This is a genomic window from Nocardiopsis sp. iso_25 (assembly GCF_056173305.1).
Window position 1 is genome coordinate 2,565,404 of sequence record NZ_CM149667.1, and the last position, 21,899, is coordinate 2,587,302.

Here is a 21,899-nt window from a genome sequence, read left to right on the forward strand (position 1 = left end):
GCGCACCGCTGCCGCGACAGCGGGCCGTCTCACCGCGTACCGGACGGCGTGCGGGCCCAGTGCCCGCCCGACGCCCGGTACGTGCCACCGATCAGCCCAATCAAGCACCGCCCCGTGCGGTAGGAGGCCGAGCCGACCTATGTCGAGCGTTTACTGCACGCAGTGCGGTCACGCCGTTGCGGATGATGCCCGTTTCTGCTCCCACTGCGGAACTCCGATCCGCAGAGCCGAACAGCAGGGCCCCCGACCCGGCACTGGCAGGGACTCCGGCGGAGACGTCACGTCCACCATCTCCCTCTCGGGCATACAGGCCCTGGAAGAGGAGGAGTCCGGCGACGAGCTGGGCGGCGACGACCCCGCCAACCCCGACGCTCTGCCGCCGGGCACGGCGCTGCTGGTGGTCAGGCGCGGCCCCAACGCCGGGAGCCGTTTCCTGCTGGACAGTGACGTGACCACCGCCGGCCGCCACCCCAACAGCGACATCTTCCTGGACGACGTCACCGTCTCCCGGCGCCACGTGGAGTTCTTCCGCCGCGGCGACGGGTTCGGAGTCCGCGACGTGGGCAGCCTCAACGGCACCTACGTCAACCGCGAGCCGGTCGACGAGGCCCAGCTCGGCGGAGGGGACGAGATCCAGATCGGCAAGTTCCGGATGGTCCTGCTGACCAAACCGCGCCGCTGACCGGCGCGGGGACGACCGCGGGAGCGGCGGGTGGGCCGATGAGGTTTGCGGCCCCCCGCCGCCGGAGAGCTTTGTAACGAAGGGTGCCGATTTCGCCCTCGGGTCCTGATCCGCAGCGGGAGCAGGGACGAGCGCCCATCCGGCATCACGACTCGTGGGACGGAGACGCTGTGAAGCACATGGAGGTCGTCGGCGTCCGTGTTGAGATGCCCTCGAACCAGCCGATTGTCCTGCTCAAGGAATCCGAAGGCGACCGCTACCTGCCGATCTGGATCGGCGGTGTGGAGGCCACCGCGATCGCGCTGGCCCAACAGGGCGTCGCACCGGCCAGACCGCTCACCCACGACCTGTTCCGGGATGTCCTCGACGCCCTGGACACCGGGCTCAAGACGGTGAACATCACCGGCCTCAGCGACGGCATCTTCTACGCCCAGCTGGTCTTCAGCAACGGCGTGGAGGTGAGCGCGCGCCCCTCCGACTCGATCGCCCTGGCGTTACGGACGGGCACGCCCATCTACGCGCACGAGGACGTGATCGACGAGGCCGGGATGCCCATCCCGGACGAGCAGGAGGACCAGGTCGAGGCGTTCCGGGAGTTCCTGGACAACATCTCGCCCGAGGACTTCGGCAGGCGCGCGGAGTAGGCCCGTGGCGCACGTGCACTCCCCCGGGGCCCGCGCACAGGCGCGGGTCCCGTGCCGCGGCGGTGGCGTGATCCGGGGAGGACACGCCCCGACCTGCGGCTTCGTCCGCGGAGCCGGTGATAGATTGGGTAACGGAAGTGGTCGTGATGATCAGGGCCGAAACCCCCGCTCGCGCGTCGGGCGCCACCGGGGAGGCCCCGGCACACCGGCGCCGCGCGCACTTGGCGACGCGCCGCGCGGTGTCGTTGACGCTGCCGGTCGGCCGTCCTACCTTCAGTGCAGTGGAACCCACGGCGCACCCGTTCCCTGAGTGGACATCCCCTGTCGAGACCGCCGTGGGACGAGAAGCCGGAGGTCGGCGTGGCGGTAGCGAGCGGCAAGCGGGATCCCCATGACAGGCGGTCCGCGCTGCGGCTAGCGGGGCAGCAGGGCCTACTGTGCGAAGAAGACTTGGTGGCGCTGCCTATGGACGTCGGGTATCGGGGCCCCGCGGCGTGTACGGCCGCCGGGATCAGCTACCGCCAGCTCGACTACTGGGCCAGGACCGGCCTGGTGGAGCCGAGCGTGCTCACCGGAGCCCACAACGCCCCCCTGTACAGCCTCCCCGACATCCTGTTGCTCAAGATCGCCAAACGGCTCCTGGACACCGGGATATCCCTCCAGCAGATCCGCACCGCGGTCGACCACCTGCGCGGTCGGCCCGCCCCCGACCTGGCCCGCATCACCCTCATGAGCGACGGCGTCAGCGTCTACGAGTGCACCTCCCCTGAGGAGGTCGTGGACCTCATGCAGCGCGGTCAGGGCATGTTCGGCCTGGCGCTGGGCAACGTCTGGCGCGAGGTGGAGGAGGCCTTGGGCGTGGTGCCCGCGGAGGAACGGGCCGACCTGCCCGCCGCAGCGCCCCAGCCCGTGGACGAGCTGGCCAGGCGCCGCCGGGAGCGCCGCACCGGCTGAGACCGGCAGGCACCGCGCGCAACCCCGGGGCGGCCGTGTGCTGGCCGGGGGAGCGGGCGTTTCGGGGCCGTGGCCGCTTGGAGGAACCTCCAGGCTCTCGGTGTGGTGTGCGCGAAACGCCTGCCCGGGAGCGCCACCCCAGGCGACGATCGAGTACGGTCGTAGTCACAACAGGGATGAAAAGCGACATTCACTCTGCTTGTACACACGTACAGATCGTCAGCTGGCTGTCGACACCGCGCGAGAGAGACCCCGCAACGGGGCGCCGACGGGGCAATACTCCCCAGTAACCTCTCAGGCACCATGGACCGCGTGGAGGAGGCCGCTCTGAAGCCTGGGCACCCTCGTGCCCGGTGACAGAGGGGGAGACCGTGAGGAACACCGCCGACCCGACTCGGCCCTGTCACCAGGAGGTCTCCGTGCCAGACCAGCCCGTGCACACCCCGGGCGCGCCCGCCCGGGTGTTCGCCGACCGCCACATCGGCCCCACGCCCGCCGAGGTCCAGGAGATGCTCAAGGCGGTCGGCTACGGCTCCACCGCCGAACTCATGGCCGACGCCGTGCCCGAGTCCATCCTCACCGGCCCCGGCCGCAGCGCGCCGCTGGACCTGCCCCCGGCGCTGAGCGAGGCCGAGGCCCTGGCCGAGCTGCGCGACCTGGCCTCCCGCAACCAGGTGCGCACCTCGCTGATCGGCCAGGGCTACTACGGCACCCTCACCCCGCCGGTCATCCTGCGCAACATCATGGAGAACCCCGCCTGGTACACGGCCTACACGCCCTACCAGCCCGAGATCTCCCAGGGCCGTCTGGAGGCCCTGCTCAACTTCCAGACGATGGTCTCGGACCTGACCGGCCTGCCCGTCTCGGGCTCCTCCCTGCTCGACGAGGCCACCGCTGCCGCCGAGGCCATGACCCTGGCCCGCCGCGCCTCCAAGAGCAAGGCCGACGTCTTCGTCGTCGACGCCGACGTCTTCCCCCAGACCCTGCACGTGCTGCGCACCCGCGCCGAACCCCTGGGCATCGAGGTCGTGGTCGCCGACCTGTCCCGGGGCCTGCCCGAGGGCGACGCCTTCGGCGTCCTGGTGCAGTACCCCGCCTCCAGCGGCGCCGTGCGCGACCCGGGCCCGGTCGTCGCCCAGGCCCACGAGCGCGGAGCCCTCGCGGTGGTGGCCGCCGACATCCTGGCCCTGACGCTGCTGCGCAGCCCCGGCGACCTGGGCGCCGACATCGCCGTCGGCTCCACCCAGCGCTTCGGCGTCCCGCTCGGCTTCGGCGGCCCGCACGCCGGTTACATGGCCGTGGGCGAGAAGCTGCGCCGCCAGCTGCCCGGCCGCCTGGTCGGCGTCTCGGTGGACAACGCGGGCAAGCCCGCCTACCGGCTGGCCCTCCAGACCCGCGAGCAGCACATCCGCCGCGAGAAGGCCACCAGCAACATCTGCACCGCGCAGGTCCTGCTCGCCGTCATGGCCGGGATGTACGCGGTCTACCACGGCCCCGACGGCCTGCGCGCGATCGCCCGCCAGGTGCACACCCGCACCGCCGCCCTGGCCGACGCCCTCGCCGAGCGCGGCTTCGAGGTCCTGCACCACGCCTACTTCGACACCCTGCGCGTGCGCGTGCCCAGCGCCGCCCGCGTCGTGGAGTCCGCTCTGGAGGCCGGGTACAACCTGCTGGCCGCGGACGAGTACACGGTCGGCGTGAGCGTGGACGAGACCACCACCGAGACCGACCTGGAGAAGGTCCTGGCGGCCTTCGGCGAGGCCGAGCGCGGCTCCTCGCGCGTGCGCCTGAGCGTGGACGGGGACACCGACCGCCTGCCCGTCGAGCTGGCCCGCCAGGTGGACTACCTCACCCACCCGGTGTTCGGCACCCACCGCAGCGAGACCTCGCTGCTGCGCTACATGCGCCGCCTCTCCGACCGCGACCTGGCCCTGGACCGCACGATGATCCCGCTGGGCTCGTGCACCATGAAGCTCAACGCCACGGCGGAGATGGAGCCCGTCACCTGGCCCGAGTTCGCCGGACTGCACCCGCTGGCGCCGCTGGACCAGGCCGCCGGGAGCGTGGCCCTGATCCGCCAGTTGGAGGCCTGGCTGGCCGAGGTCACCGGCTACGACGCGGTGTCCCTCCAGCCCAACGCCGGGTCCCAGGGCGAGTTCGCCGGGCTGCTGGCCATCCGCGGCTACCACCGCTCGCGCGGCGAGGCCCACCGCGACGTGTGCCTGATCCCCAGCTCCGCGCACGGCACCAACGCCGCCAGCGCCGTGATGGCCGGTATGCGCGTGGCCGTGGTGGCCTGCGACGACAACGGCAACGTCGACCTGGAGGACCTGCGGGCCAAGACCGACAAGCACGCCGGCGACCTGGCCGCCATCATGATCACCTACCCGTCCACGCACGGCGTGTACGAGGACACCGTCACCGAGGTGTGCCGCCTGGTCCACGATGCGGGCGGCCAGGTGTACGTGGACGGCGCCAACCTGAACGCTCTGCTGGGCTGGGCCAAGCCGGGCGAGTTCGGGGCCGACGTCAGCCACCTCAACCTGCACAAGACCTTCTGCATCCCGCACGGCGGCGGCGGTCCGGGCGTGGGCCCGGTCGCGGTCCGCTCGCACCTGGCCGGTTTCCTGCCCAACCACCCGGGCCAGCCCGAGGCGGGCCCGCACACGGGGGTCGGCCCGGTCTCGGCGGCCCCGTTCGGCTCGGCGGGCATCCTGCCCATCTCCTGGGCCTACGTGCGCATGATGGGCGAGGAGGGGCTGCGCTCGGCCACCGAGACCGCGGTGCTGTCGGCGAACTACCTGGCCAAGCGGCTGGAGCCCTACTTCCCGGTGCTCTACACCGGCGCGGGCGGCCTGGTGGCGCACGAGTGCGTCGTGGACATCCGCCCGCTCCAGAAGGCCAGCGGCATCAGCAACGAGGACCTCGCCAAGCGGCTCATGGACTACGGCTTCCACGCGCCGACGATGTCGTTCCCGGTCAACGGCACCCTGATGGTCGAGCCGACCGAGAGCGAGAACCTCGCCGAACTGGACCGCTTCGTGGAGGCGATGGTCGCGATCCGCGGCGAGATCGACAAGGTGGCCTCGGGGGAGTGGGACGCGCAGGACAACCCGCTGCGCAACGCCCCGCACACCGCGGAGGCCGTGACCGCCGACGAGTGGTCGCACGGCTACACGCGCGCCGAGGCGGCCTACCCGCTGGCGTCGCTGCGCACGGACAAGTACTGGCCGCCGGTCGGCCGGATCGACCAGGCCTACGGGGACCGCAACCTGGTCTGCTCCTGCCCGCCGCCGGAGGCCTTCGAGCTGTAGGGCGGCCCGGGCCGCGGGAAGGGGCGCCGGTCCTCGGACCGGCGCCCCTTCTTCTGACCCTTTGGAGATCTACGTCGTAAAAGTCCGTTTTGTTCTCCATGCCCGTCAGGGGAGGGGCGGGGAACGGGACGGTGCCCGCGGCCGCGGCGCGGGCCCCCGGTCCCCGGACGCCGCAGGCGTTAGAGTTGCGGCGACACGGACCGCGTTCCCACCACGCGGACCGCCACCCCGCCACCCCCATGGAAAGCGGAGACCATGACCACGACGTCCGGACCTTCCGCGCGCTCTGGCCCCGCCGACCCGCCCCCGGCCACCGATCCCCGGGACACGGACGAGGCGGAGGCGCCGACCGGGCAGGGCGCCGCCGAACTGTGCGACCAGGCCCGGGACCTCGCCGAGAGCGGCCACCTCAAACGCGCGGCCAGGCTCTACCACCAGGCGGTGGCCGCCAACCCCCACCCGCGGGTGCAGGCCCGCGCCCTGCTCGGCCTGGCCGTGGTCGAGGACCAGCGGGGCGACCTGGCCGCCGCCCGTGAGGCCGCCCGCCGCGCCCTGGCCACCGGCGACCCGCGCTACGCCCCGCGCGCCGCCTACCACCTGGCGCTCTCCCTCGAACAGGACGGCGACCACGCCGAGGCCGACCGCGTCTGGCGCCGCCTGCTCGACCTGGGCGGGTCCGACTACACGGCGGTGGCGCACTACGGGCTGGCCCGCTCCGCCGAGGGGCGCGGCGACACCGGCGGGGCCGAGGAGCACTGGGAGGCGGCGCTGGCCCTGCCGCCCGATCCCGGTTCGCTCGGCCGCCTGCACGCCGCCACCGTCGTGGACGCCTCCCGGGACCTGGCCGAACGCCTGCTGGGCCGGGGGCTGCCGGGCGCCGCCGCGGCCGCGGTCGAACGCGGCCTGTCGGTCGCGGACGATCCCGGTCTGCGCCTGCTGCGCGCCGCCGCCCACCTGGAGCACGCCATCGCCGACGTCGGCGCCGTCGTGGACCCGGACCCGGACGCGGTCTCCGAGGACGCCGAGGGGCCGGGGGCCGCGCCGGGCACCTTCGCCGCGGCCGTGGAACTCCTGGCGGGGCTGCTGGCCCTGCGCGGGGACCCCGGCGCGGCCGAGCGGGTCTGGCGGCTGGGCCTGGGGGACCGGGACCAGGACGCCGCGGGGCAGGTGCGTCAGAGACTGCGCAGGGGCTTCGCCGCGCCCGAGGAGGACGGGGACGGCGGGGCCGGGGAGGCGTGGTGGGACCCCTACCTGGAGGAGGCAGCGGCGACCGCGAGCGCGCCCGCGCTGGCGGGGGAGCTGTTCGCCGTGGTCACCCAGATGCACGCCCTGCTGGCGCTGCCTGTGGCCGAGGGGGAGGCGCGCCCGGCGGCGCTGCGGGCCGCCATGGAGCAGGCGCTGCGCACGCCGAGCGGACTGGTGTGGGGGCCCGGTGTGCACGCCGACTTCCGGCGTCGGCTGAGTGAGGCGATGGGCGGCCGGGACGTGCTGCCGGAGGGGTGGCCCGACCCGGTCCGGGAGTGAGGGCCTGGGACGGGCCCCGGCGCTCGCGCGGTCACCGGGGGCCGTCAGGGGGCACGTCGCCGCCCGGGGGTGCTTGCCGGGCGGGGTACGTCGGCCTCGCGGCCGGGTGTGTCGGTGCGGTCGGGCGTCAGGCGGCGACGCGGGGCCGGTGCGGGGCGACGACCGCCCCGTCGGGAAGCAGCTCACCGGTGTCGTCGAAGAGGACGACACCGTTGCAGAGCAGGCTCCAGCCCTGTTCGGGGTGGCTGGAGACGACCCGGGCCGCTTCGCGGTCGGTGTCCTCGAAGGACGGGCAGGCAGGTTCGTGGCTGCACATGGGACAGGCCTTTCGGTCCAGAGGTGCTCGTCGTTGAGCTGACGCCAAGAGTAGTGGTTCACATCACATGCTCGTCGCGGTTTAACACGGATGTGTTCTCCCCGCCGCTGTCGTCCGCTCTCGGGGAGTGAGACACCCCCAGGCCAGCAATGGTTCTGCCCTGTCCGGCCCCGGATACGAGGAACTCAGTACCCGCCGCGTGTCCGGCGCGCCGCCGGGCGGCTGCGCATCCCCGCGCCGGCCAGCCCGCCGTGCTGGAAGGCCCTGACCAGCTCGCCGCCGAGGTTGACCCCCGCGCCCAGCGCCAGGCCCACCGTGACCGCCTCCGCGAGGCTGAGCAGCCCGGCTGAGGGGTCGCCCTGCGTGATCTCGATCAGGCCCCGGTACAGGATGCTGCCGGGCAGCAGCGGGGCGATCGACGGGACCAGGTAGGGCAGCACCGGTCTGCGGGTGCGCCGCGCCAGCCAGTGGCCCACCACGCCCACCGCGACCGCGCCCGCGACCGTGCCCACCACCGCGGGCACGTGCAGCAGGTCGCGCATGCTCGCGTAGATCACCCAGATCATCACGCCGAGCGCGCCGATCATCGGCAGCATCCGGGGCGGTACGGCGAGCGAGATGGCGAAGGCCACCGCGATCCCCGCCGCGCCGATCAGCACGGGGACCTCCATCGAGGTTCCCGCGGAGGGGAGGTCCTCCAGGTTGATGCTCACGCCCAGGCGCTGGGCGGTGTAGGCGACCGCGCCCACGCCGGACACGATCGCGCCCAGGATGAAGAAGGTCTCCAGCAGGCGTGCCGCCGCCGAGACGTAGGTGCCGCTGATGCCGTCCTGGAGGCTGGAGACCAGCGGGCGTCCGGGCAGCAGGGCCATGATGTTGCCGGTGATGATCGCCCCGGCCTGGAGGCCGAGGTCCAGCGTGGTGCTGGCCCACAGCAGCGCCACGCCGATCGTGGCGGCCACCACCGCCGCGCCCGCCATCTGGTAGAACTCCGCGACGCCCCGCTTGGCCAGGAACACCGACGTGCGGTCGCCCATGACGGTGGCCAGGAAGGCCGCGGTCGCCACGATCAGGCCGCCGCCCACCATGAGGCTCGCGCTGGAGGCGATGAGGCCGAACCCGACCGCGATGAGCCAGTTGGGGTAGGGCATGCGGGCGCGCCTGATCTGGGTCAGGCGGGCGGTGGCGTCCTCCAGTTCCAGCAGGCCGAGCGCGCACTGCTGCACCAGGGTGTGCAGTTCGTTGACGCGGAAGTAGTCCAGGGTGCGGCGGCGCACCACCCGTTCGCCGGTGATCGGGGGGTGTTCGCCCCCGGGGTGGGTGGACAGGGTGATGGTGGTGAAGGTGACCGAGACCTCCGAGCGGGGCAGGTCGAAGGCGACCGAGAGGCTGAGCATCGCCTCGCTGACGGCCTCCGTGCCCTCTCCGCTGGCGAGCATCAGCTCGCCCACCCGCAGCACCAGGTCGATGGCGCGGGCGTCGGGGAGGTTGACGTCCTCGGTCTCGTCGAAGCCGTCCGGGGTCAGCTCCCGCTCGTGCGCCTCCCGCCAGTCCCGCATCCTGCTGAGCAGGCGGTCCTCGCTCGGGGGCACGGGCCGCTCCCGCTTGCTTGGCATTCCTGTCTCCGTCTCCTCCCCGCCTGTACCCGTGGTGACCGGCGTGCTGTGGACAACCCATGAGGGGACGCGGCCCCCGGGGGCGGGGTTCGCCCGGAACGGGGTTGGTGGCCGGTGAGTTCGATCACCGGATCATCCTGTCAAGGCCGGGGGCCCGTCCACAGCGACGCGCCGGGGTTCCCGGCGCCGCGCCCGGGGCCCGCGCGCGGGGGGCCGGGGCCGGGACCGGATCGGGCCGCAGCCCCGGCGGGGCGGGGCCTGGCGCGCCGGGGCGGTGTGTCGGCGCAGGCCGGTGAACCTGGTGGCCCGGTGCGCGTGCCGGGGGCAGGGGGCGCGGCACCTGGTGGCCAGGTCCTCCCGGAACGCGGGTCGGCGGTGTCAGCCGGGGCCGGGGCCGTCGTCGCGCTCGCCGGGGCGGACCAGGCCGTGCTCGTAGGCGTAGACCACGGCCTGGACCCGGTCGCGCAGTTCCAGCTTGGTGAGGATGCTGCCGACGTGGGACTTGACGGTGGTCTCGCCCAGGACCAGGTGGGCGGCGATCTCGGCGTTGGACCACCCGCGCGCGAGCAGGCGCAGGACCTCGTGTTCGCGGGCGGTCAGGGTGTCCTCGGCGGGTTCGGCGCCGGGGGAGGCGGAGGGCAGGAGCGGGGCGAAGCGGTCGAGCAGGCGGTTGAGCACGGTGGGGGAGACGGCCGCCGCCCCGTCCGCGACCACCTCGACGGCCGAGACGAGTTCGGCGGGCGGCGCGTCCTTGAGCAGGAACCCGGAGGCGCCCGCGCGCAGCACCTCGACGGCGTACTCGTCCAGGTCGAAGGTGGTCAGCGCCAGGACCCGCACCCGGTGGCCCAGGGGCCGCGCCCACGACACGATCTGACGGGTGGCCTCGATCCCGTCCATGCCGGGCATGCGCACGTCCATGAGGACGACGTCGGGCAGCAGGCTGCGGGTCTCGCGGACCGCCTCGCGGCCGTCGGAGGCCTCGCCCACGACGGACAGGTGCGGGGCGGACTCCAGGATCATGCGGAAACCGGCGCGGACGAGGGGCTGGTCGTCGACCAGTAGTACTGAGACGGGCACAGGGGGAATTGTGCCGTATCCCGGGCTGCGGGCGGGCCCGAGCCCGGGGGCGCAGCGGTGCGGGTGGGGCGGGCCGCTCCCGGTGCGGGGGCCGGGCCCCGCGTCCTCGGGCGCCCGGCCGGGTCACGCGCTCGGTCGGAGCGGGGGCGGGGTCATCCGCGCGGGCGGTCCGTCGGTGCGGGCAGGGGCGGCGGGGTGCCGCCGAACTCCGGGCACAGCGCCTGGTGCTCGCACCAGCCGCAGAGCTTGCTCCTGCGGGGCTCCCACACCCCGGCGCGTCCGGCGGCCTCGATCCGTGCCCAGATGTCGGCGATCTCGGTCTCCGCGGCCCGGAGTTCGTCCTCGGTGGGGTCGTACCAGCGCACCGCTCCGTCGCCGCCCAGGTAGACGAGTTGGAGGCGGGTGGGGACGACGCCGAGGTCGCGCCAGATCATGACCGCGTAGAAGAAGATCTGGAACCGGGCCTTGTCCTCGAAGCGGGGCGCGGGGGACTTGCCGGTCTTGTAGTCCACGATCCGGATCTGGCCGGAGGGGGTGACGTCGATGCGGTCCACGTAGCCGCGCAGCCGCAGGCCGGTGGGCAGGGACACGTCCAGGCGCATCTCGCGGTCGCGGGGCTCCAGGGCGGTGGGGTTCTCCAGGTCGAAGTAGCGGCGGACCAGGTCGCGGGCGGACTCCAGCCATGTGTCGCGCTCGGCGTCGTCGGCGAACAGCTCGTCCAGCTCGGGCTTCTTCTCGCGCAGCTTCTTCCACTGGGGCTCGACGAGGCCGACGGCGTTGCGCGGGCTGCGCGACTCGGCGGGCAGCTCGTACAGGCGCTCCAGGCAGGCGTGGACGAGGGTGCCGCGCAGGGCCGCCGCGCTGGGCGCCTCGGGGAGGCGGTCGATGGTGCGGAAGCGGAACAGCAGCGGGCACTGGAGGAAGTCGGAGGCCCGGGAGGGGGAGAGGGCGGACGGGAGGAGCGCGGTGGTCATGGATCGAGCCTATGAGAAGGCCGCGACAGGCCGCGAGGGGGGAGGGCGGCCTGTGGACGGGCGGGCGGTGCGGAGCGCGGTCGTGGGCGCCGCGGGGCCGGGGCGGGCGGGCCGTAGGCTGGGGGTGTGACGACCGGTAGTGACCCATCCGCGCCCAGACCCCGCGACCGTTCCGCCAGACCGGGGTTACTGATCGGCCGCCCCTTCGGCATCCCCGTGTACGTGACCTCCTCGTGGCTGATCGTCGCGGCGCTGATCACCCTGGTCTACGGCGGCGTGGTCCAGGGGCGCCTGGCGCTGGGGCCGGGCGCCTACCTGCTGGCCTTCGTCTTCGCCGTGCTGCTCTACGCGTCGGTGCTGGTGCACGAGCTGGCGCACGCGGTGGTCGCGCGCATGTACGGCCTGCCGGTCCGGCGCATCGTGCTGTACGTGCTGGGCGGGGTCTCCGAGATCGAGCGCGAGGCGCCCACGCCGGGGCGTGAGTTCTGGATCGCGTTCGCCGGTCCGCTGTTCTCCCTGCTGCTGGCGGCGGGCGGGTTCGGTCTGTACCTGTTCACCGAGCCGCGCACGGTGGTGGGTGAGCTGCTGTTCCAGCTGTGGATCGCCAACCTGCTGGTCGGCGCGTTCAACCTGCTGCCGGGGCTTCCGCTGGACGGCGGGCGGCTGCTGCGCGCCGGGGTGTGGAAGGCGACGGGTCGTCCCTTCGCGGGGAGCGTGGCCGCGGCCTGGGGCGGTCGGGTGCTGGCGCTGCTGGTGGTGGCGCTGCCGTTCCTGATCACGTGGTGGGCGGGCGGACGGCTCAGCCCGTGGAGCGTGGTGTGGGGCTTCGTCCTGGGCGGTTTCATGTGGATGGGTGCCTCCGACGCGCTGCGCTCCGCCCGGGTGCGTGAGCGCATCCCGCGTCTGCGGGCCCGGGACCTGGCCCGGTCCTCGGTGACGGTGCCGGCCGACACGCCGCTGGCCGAGGCCGAGCGCCGGGCGCGGGAGGCGGAGGCGGTGGAGGTCGTGGTGACCGACGCCCGGGGCGCTCCCACGGCGGTGGTGCACCCGGCGGCGGCCGGGGCGATCGAGCCGGAGCGCCGGGCGTGGGTGCCGGTGTCGAGCGTGTCCCGGGCGGTGACCGAGCATTCTCTGGTGCCGGTGGGGTTGGAGGGTGAGGAGTTGTTGCGGGAGCTGACGGGGCACCCGCTGCCGGAGTACGTGGTGGTGGACGAGGCCGGCGGGGTGCGCGGGGTGCTCAGGGCCGCGGACGTCAACGCGGTGGTCTCGGGCGGTCGCTGAACCGGGTCAGCGGCGGGCGCCCTCGGGCCACAGCACCGAGACCGGTCGAAAGAGCGAGCGTGCGTAGGCCACCACGTCGGCGGTGCCGCCGGGGCCGCGCGCGGGCCGGCCGTCCCAGACGGCCACGAGCTGGTCGCAGCGCCGCACGAGCAGCCTTCCGGCCTCCAGGTGCGCCTCGGGCGTGGACTCGGTGTGGGGCAGCGTGTGCACGAGGACGGCCCGTCGCAGGAGGCGGTCGTAGACGGGGTGGTGCTCCTCGGGCAGCGCCTCGCGGTAGCCGGAGGCGGGGATAACCGCCTCCAGCGGGGCTCCGGCGGCGACGACCGTCTCGGCGAAGACGGCGTCGGCGCCGTCGGCCAGGCAGGACAGGCCCACCATCTCGCAGCCGTAGGGCTCCAGGTGGGCGGTGAGCAGCGCGGTGACGGTGCGTCGCACGTCCGGGGCCAGGCCGCGGTGACCGGTGACCGCGATGTGGATCACGGGACCTCCCTGATGGTCGCTTCGCGGTCTTCCTACCCCTGTGCGACGGCGCCCCTCACCAGGGACAGGAGCCGGTCGTCCAGGGCGGCCGCGCAGCGCGCCCGCGTTCCCGAGTAGCGGCGGCGAAAGGCCCGGACCCGGCTGATGATCCGCTCGGACTCGTAGCGCACGCCCGTGTCCAGCGCCTCGTCGACCAGGCGGAAGGCCTCGTCCACGTCCCCCGCCTCGGCGTGCGCCGAGGCCAGTTCCACCTGGAGGACCGCGGACTGCTTGGGGTTGCCCCCGTGGGGCGCGAAGGCCTCGGAGAAGGCCCGCCGGGCGTCGTGCGGCTGGCGCAGCCGCACGCCCACCCGGGCGCGGTAGCCGGCGACCTTGGCCTCGTCGAAGGCGAACACCCACGGCCAGGGCGGGTCGGTGTTGGCGGAGCGGGCCACCTCCCGCTCCGCCCGGCCCAGGGCGCTGGCGGCCGCCGCGCCGTCCCCGGTCCCGGCGTGCGCGAGCGCTCCCACGCAGGCCAGCCAGGCGCGCGCGGTGGGGTGGGCGGCCGGGCCCAGGACGCGTTCGGCCTCCTGGACCAGCCCCAGGCCCAGGTGGTGGTCCTCGGCGGTGTCGGTCTCGAAGGCGGCCAGGGAGCCCAGCATGTACACGTCGAGCAGGCGCATGTCCGCCTGGCGGGCGCGCGTCACGGCGGTGCGGTAGTGCGCCCTGGCCGATCCCATGTCTCCCCGGTCGGCGTGCAGCCAGGCGGCGAAGCCGGAGGCCTCGCTGGCCGCGGCGCTCAACTCGCCGTGGAACGGCGTCCCGTGCGCCTGCCCACGCATGTGCTCGGCCAGATGCACGTGCGCCACAGCGCTGGGCAGCAGGTGGCGGGAGGGGGAGGTGGCGTCCATGCGGCGCTGTCCCCCGGTGATGGCGCGCAGGGAGTGCGCGGTCGTCTCGTTGACGGTGTCGGGCCACGGGCCCGACGCCACCGGGGCCGGAGCCGCACCGGTGGTGGCGGTGGTGGCGGTGAGCAGCGCTCCCGCGGCCACCGCGCGTCCGAAGTCGCGGCGCCTCGTGGTGTCCACCCCCTTCTCTGCGGGACGGGCCTGGGGCGCGGTGCCGCCGAAACGCAGCAGGTGCAGCGGGATGTCCAGGCGTCGGGCGAGGTCGTGTACCTGGCTGATGGTCAGCGACTGCTGGCCGTTGACCACGCGCGAGACCCAGCTCTGGGAGTAGTCGATCGCGCGGGCGAGGTCACCCTGGGACCAGCCGTGCGCCGCGCGCACTCCCTCGATGACCGTCGCCATGTCGCAGGTGGCCAGGGCACCCGCCATGCGGGGACGTGTCCACAGGTCCGCTGGAAGAACGCCGTCTGGTTGGGGCATGAGCTTAGGTTAGGGACTCCGGGCGCCGCTGGTGGCTATGTGTAAGAAAGAAGTACGTATGCGTGATCCGCATAGGACCGGCGGTTTTCCCTCCGGATACGGCAGAGTGCAAGGGTCGTTGGTCCCAGAGGCGTCTGGGAAGGGGAGGGGAGTCCCGTTGACCGTTGAGACCCCGCCGGCGGGGAGTCCGAGCCTGAGGTGTGACCCGGGTGCGGCCGGGCTGGTGAACCGCGTGGAGCTGACGGACCTCGCCCTGCGCGGGCTGGTCGCCGAGTTGCGCTCACGCGGGGTGGAGGCCCGTGAGGACGGGTTGTGCGGGGCGGTGGACGCCGGTCCCCGCGCCCGGCCCCACCGCGCCCTGCTGCGGCCCCACCGCGGGGACCTGTGGTGGTGGATGCGCTGGCCGCTCCAGGACGGGCTGCCCACGGCGTTGGCGGGCGTGCCCCTCTCACCGGTCGCGCACACCTCCGCCGCCGCGCGGCGGATCGTGGTCGCCCTGTCCCTGTCCGTCGGCGAGGGCTGAGCGGGGGCGGTCCGCCGCGCGGAAGGCCCCCGGCGTGATCCCGTAGGAACGGCCGAACCACCGCGTCAGGTGGCTCTGGTCGGTGAATCCCGAGCGCGCCGAGGCCTCCGACAGCGGCATCCCTGCCGCGATCAGTTCGCGGGCCCGCCGCAGCCGCAGCTGCCGCTGGTACTCGCTGGGCGCCATCCCCCGCACCGCGCGGAAGGCCCGGTAGACCGCGAACCGGCTCCGGCCCGCCGCCGCGGCCAGTTCGTCGGCGCCCACGTCCTCGGTGAACCGCTCGCGCAGCACCGCCTCCACCCGGGCCGCCACCCGTGACGCGTCCGGGTCCGACACCGGCGCCAGCGCCGGACGTCCGACCGCCCCGCGGCGGGTCATCGCCACCACCGCGCCGCGCAGGGCTTCGTCCACGGCCAGCCGCGGACTGCCGTGCCACAGCGCCGAGTGCAGGCCCCGCAGCGCCCGGGCCAGGCGGGGGTCCCCCACCAGCGGGTCGGCGAACAGCGGCAGTGCGGCCCGGCTCTCGGCGGCGTCGGCCAGCACCTCCCGCACCAGCTCCGGTCCGATGTGCACGATCCGGTAGGTGAACCCCGGTTCGGCTCCGGCGTGTCCGTCGTGCGGGTCGTCCGGGTTGAATGCCAGCACCGTCCCGGACACGCTCGCGTGCGCGCCGCCCCGGCAGTTGAACGCCTGCACGCCCGACTCGGTCACCCCGAACGAGTACGCGTCGTGGCTGTGCCGGTGGTAGGCGTGCCGCTCGAAGTGGGCGTGCATCGCCTCCAGCGGCCGGTCGGGCGAACGCCAGTACCTGGTCCAGTCCCCTGTCACGCCTCCATTGTCGGCCGCCCGCGGCCCCGGGAGGTAGCCGCGGGCGGGCACCCGTTCACGCGAGCCCGGGCGCCACCCGCGCGCACCAGCGTCCAAGACGGCGGTGCCGCGGGCGCGGCATCCTCGCACCCATGCGTTTCGACACCAAGATCGCCGTCGCCGTGCGCGAGGACCTGGCACCCTGGCAGAAGCTCAACGTCACGGCCTTCCTCAGCAGCGGCGTCGCGCACGCGCGCCCCGGCTCCATGGGCAGGCCCTACGAGGACGCCTCGGGCAACACCTACCTCGCGATGTTCCGCGAACCCGTCCTGGTCTACGGGGCCGACGCGCGCACGCTGGCCCGCACGCTGGAGCGCGCCCGCTCCCGGGGCCTTGCCGCCGCGCTGTACACCGAGCAGCTGTTCGCCACCGGCAACGACGACGACAACCGCGCCGCCGTGCGCGGGGTGGCCGCCGCGGACCTGGACCTGGTGGGCGTGGCCGTGCACGGGCCCAGGGCGGACGTGGACAAGGCGGTCAGGGGGTTGCGCCTGCACTCCTAGGTCCGGCCGCCCGGGCCGCCTCAGCCCGCCTCGGACTCGGCGGCGGCCAGGGCGGCGCCGACGATCCCGGCCGTGTTGAGCAGCGAGGCGGCCACGACGGGTGTGCGGATGTCCAGCAGCGGCAGAAACTTCTCCGCCTTGCGGCTGACCCCGCCGCCGACCACGATCAGGTCCGGCCACAGCAGGTCCTCCACGACCCGGTAGTAGCGCTGGAGCCGCTCGGTCGCCCACTCGCGGTAGGACAGCTCCTCGCGTTCCTTGGCGCCCGAGGAGGCCCGCGTCTCGGCGTCGTGGCCGTCGATCTCCAGGTGTCCGAACTCGGTGTTGGGCACCAGGCGCCCGTCCACCACCAGGGCGGTGCCGATCCCCGTGCCCAGGGTGGTCATCAGCACCACCCCCGGCACGTCCCTGGCCGCGCCGTAGCGGGTCTCGGCCACGGCGGCGGCGTCGGCGTCGTTGAGCACGCGCACCGGGCGGCCGGTGACCTCGGCGAACAGCGACCGCGCGTCGGTGTCGATCCAGCTCTTGTCCAGGTTGGCGGCGGTGCGCACCACGCCGCCCTGCACCACGCCGGGGAAGGTCACGCCCAGGGGCATGCCCGCCGCCTCGGGGAAGTGCTCGGCGATCCCGTGCACGATCTCGGCCACCGCCTCGGGGTCGGAGCGGTCGGGGGTGAGGACCTTCGTCCGCTCCTTGAGGAACTCGCCGGTGCTCAGGTCGACCGGCGCGCCCTTGATCCCGCTGCCGCCGATGTCGATTCCCAGCCCCGTGGTCAGCTGTGACATGGGTCGTCTTCTCCCGTGGTCCTCGTGTGGTGGTCGGGCGCGGTCAGGGGCCCGTCAGGCTGAATACTGCCCTGGGAGCGGGGATTTCGCACGCGCGGGCGCTCCGTGCACGTTCGCCGCGGTACCGGGGGGCCGATACCCTGGGCGATCGCCCTGCCAACCAATAGCGACGTGGGAAGACGAGAGCGACGTTGACCGGTATCCATGGCCGCCGCGGCCCCTTCACCGACGGCGACACCGTGCAGTTGACCGACCCCAAGGGTCGCATGCACACCATCACCCTGCGAGAGGGCGCCGCCTTCCACTCCCACAAGGGCAAGGTCGACCACGACGACCTCATCGGACAGCCCGAGGGCAGTGTGGTGCGCTCCAACACCGGCACGGCCTACGTGGCGCTGCGCCCCCTGCTGATCGACTACACCCTGTCGATGAAGCGGGGCGCGACCATCGTCTACCCCAAGGACGCCGCCCAGGTGCTCGTGGAGGCCGACATCTTCCCCGGCGCGCGCGTGGTGGAGGCCGGGGCGGGCTCGGGGGCCATGTCCAACTGGCTGCTGCGCGCGGTCGGTGAGAACGGCATGGTGCACTCCTACGAGCGCCGCGCCGACTTCGCCGAGATCGCCCGCAAGAACGTGGAGAGGTTCCACGGCGGTCCGCACCCGGCCTGGAAGCTCACCGTCGGCGACCTGGTGGAGGATCTGGACGAGACCGACGTCGACCGCGTCTTCCTGGACATGCTCGCGCCGTGGGAGTGCCTGGACGCGGTCGCCGACGCCCTCATCCCGGGCGGGCTGGTGTGCTGCTACGTCGCCACCACCACCCAGCTCTCGCGCGTGGTGGAGCAGCTGCGCGAGGACCCCCGCTTCTACGAGCCGCGTTCGTGGGAGACCATGCTGCGCACCTGGCACGTGGAGGGCCTGGCGGTGCGCCCGGACCACCGCATGATCGGGCACACCGGTTTCCTGGTGGTCGCGCGCCGCCTGGCCGACGGGGCCGAGGCCCCCGAGCGCCGCCGCCGTCCGGCCAAGGGCGCCTACGGCAAGGACTTCACCGCCGCGCGTGAGCAGGACCGGCGCGCGGACGGAGCGGGGGAGGCGGTCCCGGCCGAGGAGGTCCGGGCGCTGGCCACCGACGCGGCGGTTCCCGAGGCGCCCCGCGGCGACGGTGGGACCGCCGGGGCGGCCGACGCCCCCGGCCCGCAGCCCCCGGAGGGCGCCGCCGACCCGCAGGCCCCGCGGGACGGCGCCGACGGCTGAGCCCGCGGCCCCTCACCCGAGCCCACAGTCCGAGCCCGCCCGCGTAGGCCGCACGCCGCTTCTCACCGTGCGTCCTCGGCGCGGTCCCCACGGGGACCCGCCCGGGCGGGCTCCGGCGTGTGCGGGCGGGTCCGCTGACGTGCGCGGGGAGGGAACGCCCCAAGGGGGCGCACTCCTTGCCCGCGGCCGGACCCAGAGGTTACGTTCTCATTACGTCGGGTCATCCGGTAGCACTCTGACCTGTGCTGACGCAAGACCTGGAAATGAGGCCTACGACACTCTGTGGCCTTGGGAGGTTAGGAATAGGGCGAGGGTAGGTAGGCTCCGATGTAGTTCCTCATAGGGAGGTGGCGGACGTGGCTGAGCGCGACGACGAGCGTCAGAGCGACCGGGACCGTGAAGTCGAAGAACTCACGGCCCAGGTCTCCTACATGGAAAAGGAACTCGGCGTTGTTCGGCGCAAGCTCGCCGATTCGCCCCGGCATGTACGCCTGCTGGAGGAGCGGTTGAGGGAGGCACAGGCCAACCTCGCCGCCGCCAACGGCCAGAACGAACGGCTCGTCTCCACTTTGAAGGAGGCGCGCGAGCAGATCGTGGCGCTCAAGGAGGAGGTCGACCGGCTGGCCCAGCCGCCGTCGGGCTTCGGCGTCTACCTCGGTTCGCGCGAGGACGAGACCGTCGAGATCTTCACCAACGGCCGCAAGATGCGGGTCAACGTCAGTCCCTCGGTGGACCTGGACAACCTGCGCCCCGGCCAGGAGGTCATGCTCAACGAGGCCTTCAACGTCGTCGAGGTGGAGTCCTTCGAGACCGTCGGCGAGGTCGTCATGCTCAAGGAGATCCTTGAGGACGGCGAGCGCGCCCTGGTGATCTCCCACCACGACGAGGAGCGGATCGTCCGCCTGGCCGAGCCGCTGCGCGACCAGGCGATCCGCCCCGGCGACTCGCTGCTGCTGGAGCCGCGCTCGGGCTACGTCTACGAGCGCATCCCCAAGTCCGAGGTCGAGGAGCTCATCCTCGAAGAGGTCCCCGACATCGCCTACACCGACATCGGCGGCCTCTCCGGGCAGATCGAGATGATCCGCGACGCGGTCGAGCTGCCCTACCTGTACAAGGAGCTCTTCTACGAGCACCAGCTGCGCCCGCCCAAGGGCGTGCTGCTCTACGGCCCTCCCGGGTGCGGTAAGACGCTCATCGCCAAGGCGGTCGCCAACTCGCTGGCCAAGCAGGTCGCCGAGCGCACCGGCCGCGACGTCGGCAAGAGCTTCTTCCTCAACATCAAGGGCCCCGAGCTGCTCAACAAGTACGTGGGCGAGACCGAGCGGCACATCCGCCTGGTCTTCCAGCGCGCACGGGAGAAGGCCTCCGAGGGCACCCCGGTCATCGTCTTCTTCGACGAGATGGACTCGATCTTCCGCACCCGCGGCTCGGGCGTGTCCTCCGACGTGGAGAACACGATCGTGCCCCAGCTCCTGAGCGAGATCGACGGTGTGGAGGGCCTGGAGAACGTCATCGTCATCGGCGCCTCCAACCGCGAGGACATGATCGACCCGGCGATCCTGCGGCCCGGCCGCCTGGACGTCAAGATCAAGATCGAGCGGCCCGACGCCGAGGCGGCCCGCGACATCTTCGGCAAGTACATCACCACGGACCTGCCGCTGCACGACGAGGACCTCGTCGAGCACGGCGGTTCGGCCAGGGCCACGGTGGACGCCATGATCCAGCGGGTCGTGGAGCGCATGTACACCGAGGGCGAGGAGAACCGCTTCCTGGAGGTCACCTACGCCAACGGTGACAAGGAGGTCCTGTACTTCAAGGACTTCAACTCCGGCGCGATGATCGAGAACATCGTCTCCCGGGCCAAGAAGATGGCCATCAAGGACTTCATCGACCAGCAGTCCAAGGGCATCCGGGTCTCGCACCTGATGCAGGCCTGCGTCGACGAGTTCAGCGAGAACGAGGACCTGCCCAACACCACCAACCCCGACGACTGGGCGCGCATCTCCGGCAAGAAGGGCGAGCGCATCGTCTACATCCGGACCCTGGTCACGGGCAAGAAGGGCGCGGACTCCGGTCGGAGCATCGACACGGTGCCCAACACCGGCCAGTACCTGTAGAAACGCACTCTGAGAGCGCCTTGAGGGGCCGACCGGAACTTCCGGTCGGCCCCTCTTCTTACCGGTTGTTTCCGGGCCCCGTGATGGCAGGGTGTCAACACTTTCTAGGGGTCCGAGCGGGCCGAGGAACGTTCCTGTCGGCGCCCGCCCGGACCTGGCCGACGAGGCGGGGGAGGTCCCCGGGCGGGGTTGTGAGAGGCTCTGGTGCCACGGCCCGAACGGACCGTGCCAGAGCACTACAGCATCGGAGACGACAGCAGTTATGGAAAGCTACGGGGTTCAACTCGGCCTCGTCCTTGTCCTCGTTCTCGTCAACGCCCTGTTCGCGGGGAGCGAGATCGCCCTGATCACCCTCAGGGAAGGGCAGATCAAACAGTTGGCGGCCCGGGGGCCCGGCGGCCGTGCGGTGGCCCGCCTGGCACGGGACCCCAACCGTTTCCTGGCCACCATCCAGATCGGCATCACCCTCGCGGGCTTCCTGGCCTCGGCCACCGCGGCCGTGTCCCTGGCCCAGCCCCTCATCGAGCCCCTGGGCTTCCTGGGCTCGGCCGCCAGCCCGGTGGCGATCGTCCTGGTCACGGTGCTCCTGTCCTTCGTCACGCTGGTCTTCGGTGAACTGGCGCCCAAGCGCATCGCCATGCAGCGGGCCGAGACGTGGGCGGTGCTGGTCGCCCGGCCGCTGGACCTGCTCGCCATGCTCTCCCGCCCCGTGGTGTGGCTGTTGAGCGTCTCCACCAACCTCGTGGTGCGCCTGACGGGCGGTGACCCCTCCGCGGCCAAGGAGGAGGTCAGCGAGGAGGAGCTGCGCGACATGCTCGCCACCCAGCGGGGCATGACCCGGGAGCAGCGCACCATCATCTCCGGGGCCTTCGAGATCGACGACCGGCGCCTGCGCCAGGTCGTCGTCCCCCGCGGCGAGGTGTTCACCATCCCCGCCCGCACGCCCGCGGCCCAGGCGGCGCAGATGCTCGCCGAGCACGGGCACTCCCGGGCACCGGTGGTGAACGACGACGACCTGGACGACGTGCTCGGCGTCGTGCACTGGTCCGACCTGGTGCGCGGTGAGTCCGACGCCGGGGAACTGGCCCGCGAACCGCTGCTCCTGCCCGACTCCCTGGTGGTGTCGTTGGCCCTGCGCCGCATGATCGCCGAACACCAGCAGTTGGGCGTGGTCGTCAACGAGGTCGGCGGCGTCGACGGCATCGTGAGCCTGGAGGACCTGCTGGAGGAGATCGTCGGGGAGATCTACGACGAGACCGACTCCGACATCCGCACCGTGGCCCGCAACGCCGACGGGTCCTTCACCCTGCCCGGGACCTATCCCGTGCACGACCTGCCCGACATCGACGTCCATCTGGACGACCTGCCCGAGGGGGACTACGTCACCGTCGCCGGTCTGGTCATCGCCGTGCTGGGCCACATCCCCCGGGAGCCGGGGGAGGAGGTGGCGCTGAACCCCTGGAAGGCCAGGATCGACCAGGCCAACGGGCGCACCGTCACCCAGGTGACCGTGTACCCCGCCGCGACCTGACACCACGCGGCCCGCACGGACGCGCCGTACCGCTGCCCCACCCGCTTCCGGAGGGCGCGCCGTGCGGGCCGCCCTCCGGAAACCGGGC

The 21,899-nt window shown here is 73.0% G+C and carries 19 protein-coding genes and 1 riboswitch; of the genes, 11 read left to right on the forward strand and 8 right to left on the reverse strand.

Annotated elements, in window-relative coordinates:
* Positions 1-139 precede the first annotated feature (139 nt).
* The 5 genes from AC0VX6_RS11090 to AC0VX6_RS11110 all read left to right on the forward strand — a co-directional run bounded on the left by AC0VX6_RS11090 (position 140) and on the right by AC0VX6_RS11110 (position 7,118).
* Positions 140-682 (forward strand): FHA domain-containing protein, encoded by a 543-nt coding sequence (locus AC0VX6_RS11090; RefSeq protein ID WP_013152508.1) that lies wholly within the window; start codon positions 140-142, stop codon positions 680-682.
* Positions 683-852: 170 nt separating this feature from the next.
* Positions 853-1,326 (forward strand): bifunctional nuclease family protein, encoded by a 474-nt coding sequence (locus AC0VX6_RS11095; RefSeq protein ID WP_047870924.1) that lies wholly within the window; start codon positions 853-855, stop codon positions 1,324-1,326.
* A gap of 465 nt (positions 1,327-1,791) precedes the next feature.
* Positions 1,792-2,280 (forward strand): MerR family transcriptional regulator, encoded by a 489-nt coding sequence (locus tag AC0VX6_RS11100; RefSeq protein WP_274978118.1) that lies wholly within the window; start codon positions 1,792-1,794, stop codon positions 2,278-2,280.
* Positions 2,281-2,511: 231 nt separating this feature from the next.
* Positions 2,512-2,601: riboswitch (glycine riboswitch) on the forward strand.
* Between the two features lie 98 nt (positions 2,602-2,699).
* The gene (gene gcvP, locus AC0VX6_RS11105) at positions 2,700-5,594 is read left to right on the forward strand and encodes an aminomethyl-transferring glycine dehydrogenase (RefSeq protein ID WP_274977446.1); all 2,895 of its coding nucleotides are present in this window, start codon (positions 2,700-2,702) and stop codon (positions 5,592-5,594) included.
* 255 nt (positions 5,595-5,849) lie between these two features.
* A complete protein-coding gene (locus AC0VX6_RS11110; RefSeq protein WP_274977447.1) occupies positions 5,850-7,118 on the forward strand; it encodes a tetratricopeptide repeat protein in 1,269 nt (422 codons plus the stop codon).
* Between the two features lie 127 nt (positions 7,119-7,245).
* Here AC0VX6_RS11110 and AC0VX6_RS11115 read toward each other — a convergent pair whose 3' ends face one another.
* From AC0VX6_RS11115 to AC0VX6_RS11130, 4 genes are all read right to left on the reverse strand, one after another.
* The gene (locus AC0VX6_RS11115) at positions 7,246-7,434 is read right to left on the reverse strand and encodes a DUF5999 family protein (RefSeq protein ID WP_013152513.1); all 189 of its coding nucleotides are present in this window, start codon (positions 7,432-7,434) and stop codon (positions 7,246-7,248) included.
* 185 nt (positions 7,435-7,619) lie between these two features.
* The gene (locus AC0VX6_RS11120) at positions 7,620-9,050 is read right to left on the reverse strand and encodes a threonine/serine exporter family protein (protein WP_274977448.1); all 1,431 of its coding nucleotides are present in this window, start codon (positions 9,048-9,050) and stop codon (positions 7,620-7,622) included.
* Between the two features lie 378 nt (positions 9,051-9,428).
* Positions 9,429-10,127 carry a response regulator gene (locus AC0VX6_RS11125; RefSeq protein WP_274977449.1) on the reverse strand — a complete coding sequence of 233 codons (699 nt, stop codon included), beginning with the start codon at positions 10,125-10,127 and terminating at the stop codon, positions 9,429-9,431.
* Positions 10,128-10,279: 152 nt separating this feature from the next.
* Complete coding sequence (locus tag AC0VX6_RS11130; RefSeq protein WP_274977450.1) at positions 10,280-11,101, reverse strand: RecB family exonuclease; 822 nt, start codon at positions 11,099-11,101, stop codon at positions 10,280-10,282.
* 216 nt (positions 11,102-11,317) lie between these two features.
* Between AC0VX6_RS11130 and AC0VX6_RS11135 the strand changes: the two genes are divergently transcribed.
* Positions 11,318-12,382, forward strand: a complete 1,065-nt coding sequence (locus tag AC0VX6_RS11135) for a site-2 protease family protein (protein WP_475469311.1) — start codon at positions 11,318-11,320, stop codon at positions 12,380-12,382.
* Positions 12,383-12,388: 6 nt separating this feature from the next.
* On the opposite strand, the gene AC0VX6_RS11140 is transcribed toward AC0VX6_RS11135, so the two are convergent.
* Both AC0VX6_RS11140 and AC0VX6_RS11145 read right to left on the reverse strand, forming a co-directional pair.
* On the reverse strand, positions 12,389-12,862 hold the full coding sequence (locus tag AC0VX6_RS11140) for a hypothetical protein (protein ID WP_274977451.1): 474 nt from the start codon (positions 12,860-12,862) through the stop codon (positions 12,389-12,391).
* A gap of 32 nt (positions 12,863-12,894) precedes the next feature.
* A complete protein-coding gene (locus AC0VX6_RS11145; protein WP_475469313.1) occupies positions 12,895-14,178 on the reverse strand; it encodes a helix-turn-helix domain-containing protein in 1,284 nt (427 codons plus the stop codon).
* A 208-nt stretch (positions 14,179-14,386) separates the two neighbouring features.
* Between AC0VX6_RS11145 and AC0VX6_RS11150 the strand changes: the two genes are divergently transcribed.
* Positions 14,387-14,752, forward strand: coding sequence for a hypothetical protein (locus AC0VX6_RS11150; protein WP_368045824.1), 366 nt, complete (start codon positions 14,387-14,389; stop codon positions 14,750-14,752).
* On the opposite strand, the gene AC0VX6_RS11155 is transcribed toward AC0VX6_RS11150, so the two are convergent.
* Positions 14,678-15,580, reverse strand: coding sequence for an AraC family transcriptional regulator (locus tag AC0VX6_RS11155; RefSeq protein WP_475468476.1), 903 nt, complete (start codon positions 15,578-15,580; stop codon positions 14,678-14,680). The genes AC0VX6_RS11150 and AC0VX6_RS11155 overlap by 75 nt on opposite strands.
* A gap of 131 nt (positions 15,581-15,711) precedes the next feature.
* On the opposite strand from AC0VX6_RS11155, the gene AC0VX6_RS11160 reads away from it, so the two are divergent.
* Positions 15,712-16,122 carry a DUF2000 family protein gene (locus AC0VX6_RS11160; protein WP_475468478.1) on the forward strand — a complete coding sequence of 137 codons (411 nt, stop codon included), beginning with the start codon at positions 15,712-15,714 and terminating at the stop codon, positions 16,120-16,122.
* A 20-nt stretch (positions 16,123-16,142) separates the two neighbouring features.
* On the opposite strand, the gene ppgK is transcribed toward AC0VX6_RS11160, so the two are convergent.
* Positions 16,143-16,907, reverse strand: a complete 765-nt coding sequence (ppgK, locus tag AC0VX6_RS11165; RefSeq protein WP_475468479.1) for a polyphosphate--glucose phosphotransferase — start codon at positions 16,905-16,907, stop codon at positions 16,143-16,145.
* A 191-nt stretch (positions 16,908-17,098) separates the two neighbouring features.
* Here ppgK and AC0VX6_RS11170 point away from each other — a divergent pair, with 191 nt between their 5' ends.
* The 3 genes from AC0VX6_RS11170 (at position 17,099) to AC0VX6_RS11180 (ending at position 21,811) form a co-directional block, all read left to right on the forward strand.
* The gene (locus AC0VX6_RS11170) at positions 17,099-18,163 is read left to right on the forward strand and encodes a tRNA (adenine-N1)-methyltransferase (protein ID WP_475468481.1); all 1,065 of its coding nucleotides are present in this window, start codon (positions 17,099-17,101) and stop codon (positions 18,161-18,163) included.
* Between the two features lie 347 nt (positions 18,164-18,510).
* Positions 18,511-20,280 carry a proteasome ATPase gene (arc, locus tag AC0VX6_RS11175; RefSeq protein ID WP_274977457.1) on the forward strand — a complete coding sequence of 590 codons (1,770 nt, stop codon included), beginning with the start codon at positions 18,511-18,513 and terminating at the stop codon, positions 20,278-20,280.
* Between the two features lie 262 nt (positions 20,281-20,542).
* Entirely contained in the window at positions 20,543-21,811 is a 1,269-nt protein-coding gene (locus AC0VX6_RS11180) for a hemolysin family protein (RefSeq protein ID WP_274977458.1), read from the forward strand.
* Positions 21,812-21,899: the final 88 nt, after the last annotated feature.

What these genes read in the sequence shown, in the direction of transcription:
- AC0VX6_RS11120 (WP_274977448.1), bottom strand. Translation starts at nt 9,050, where the DNA reads ATGCCAAGCAAGCGGGAGCGGCCCGTGCCCCCGAGCGAGGACCGCCTG.
- AC0VX6_RS11145 (WP_475469313.1), bottom strand. Translation starts at nt 14,178, where the DNA reads ATGGCGGGTGCCCTGGCCACCTGCGACATGGCGACGGTCATCGAGGGA.
- AC0VX6_RS11090 (WP_013152508.1), top strand. Translation starts at nt 140, where the DNA reads ATGTCGAGCGTTTACTGCACGCAGTGCGGTCACGCCGTTGCGGATGAT.
- AC0VX6_RS11115 (WP_013152513.1), bottom strand. Translation starts at nt 7,434, where the DNA reads ATGTGCAGCCACGAACCTGCCTGCCCGTCCTTCGAGGACACCGACCGC.
- AC0VX6_RS11110 (WP_274977447.1), top strand. Translation starts at nt 5,850, where the DNA reads ATGACCACGACGTCCGGACCTTCCGCGCGCTCTGGCCCCGCCGACCCG.
- AC0VX6_RS11160 (WP_475468478.1), top strand. Translation starts at nt 15,712, where the DNA reads ATGCGTTTCGACACCAAGATCGCCGTCGCCGTGCGCGAGGACCTGGCA.
- ppgK (WP_475468479.1), bottom strand. Translation starts at nt 16,907, where the DNA reads ATGTCACAGCTGACCACGGGGCTGGGAATCGACATCGGCGGCAGCGGG.
- AC0VX6_RS11130 (WP_274977450.1), bottom strand. Translation starts at nt 11,101, where the DNA reads ATGACCACCGCGCTCCTCCCGTCCGCCCTCTCCCCCTCCCGGGCCTCC.
- AC0VX6_RS11180 (WP_274977458.1), top strand. Translation starts at nt 20,543, where the DNA reads ATGGAAAGCTACGGGGTTCAACTCGGCCTCGTCCTTGTCCTCGTTCTC.
- AC0VX6_RS11100 (WP_274978118.1), top strand. Translation starts at nt 1,792, where the DNA reads ATGGACGTCGGGTATCGGGGCCCCGCGGCGTGTACGGCCGCCGGGATC.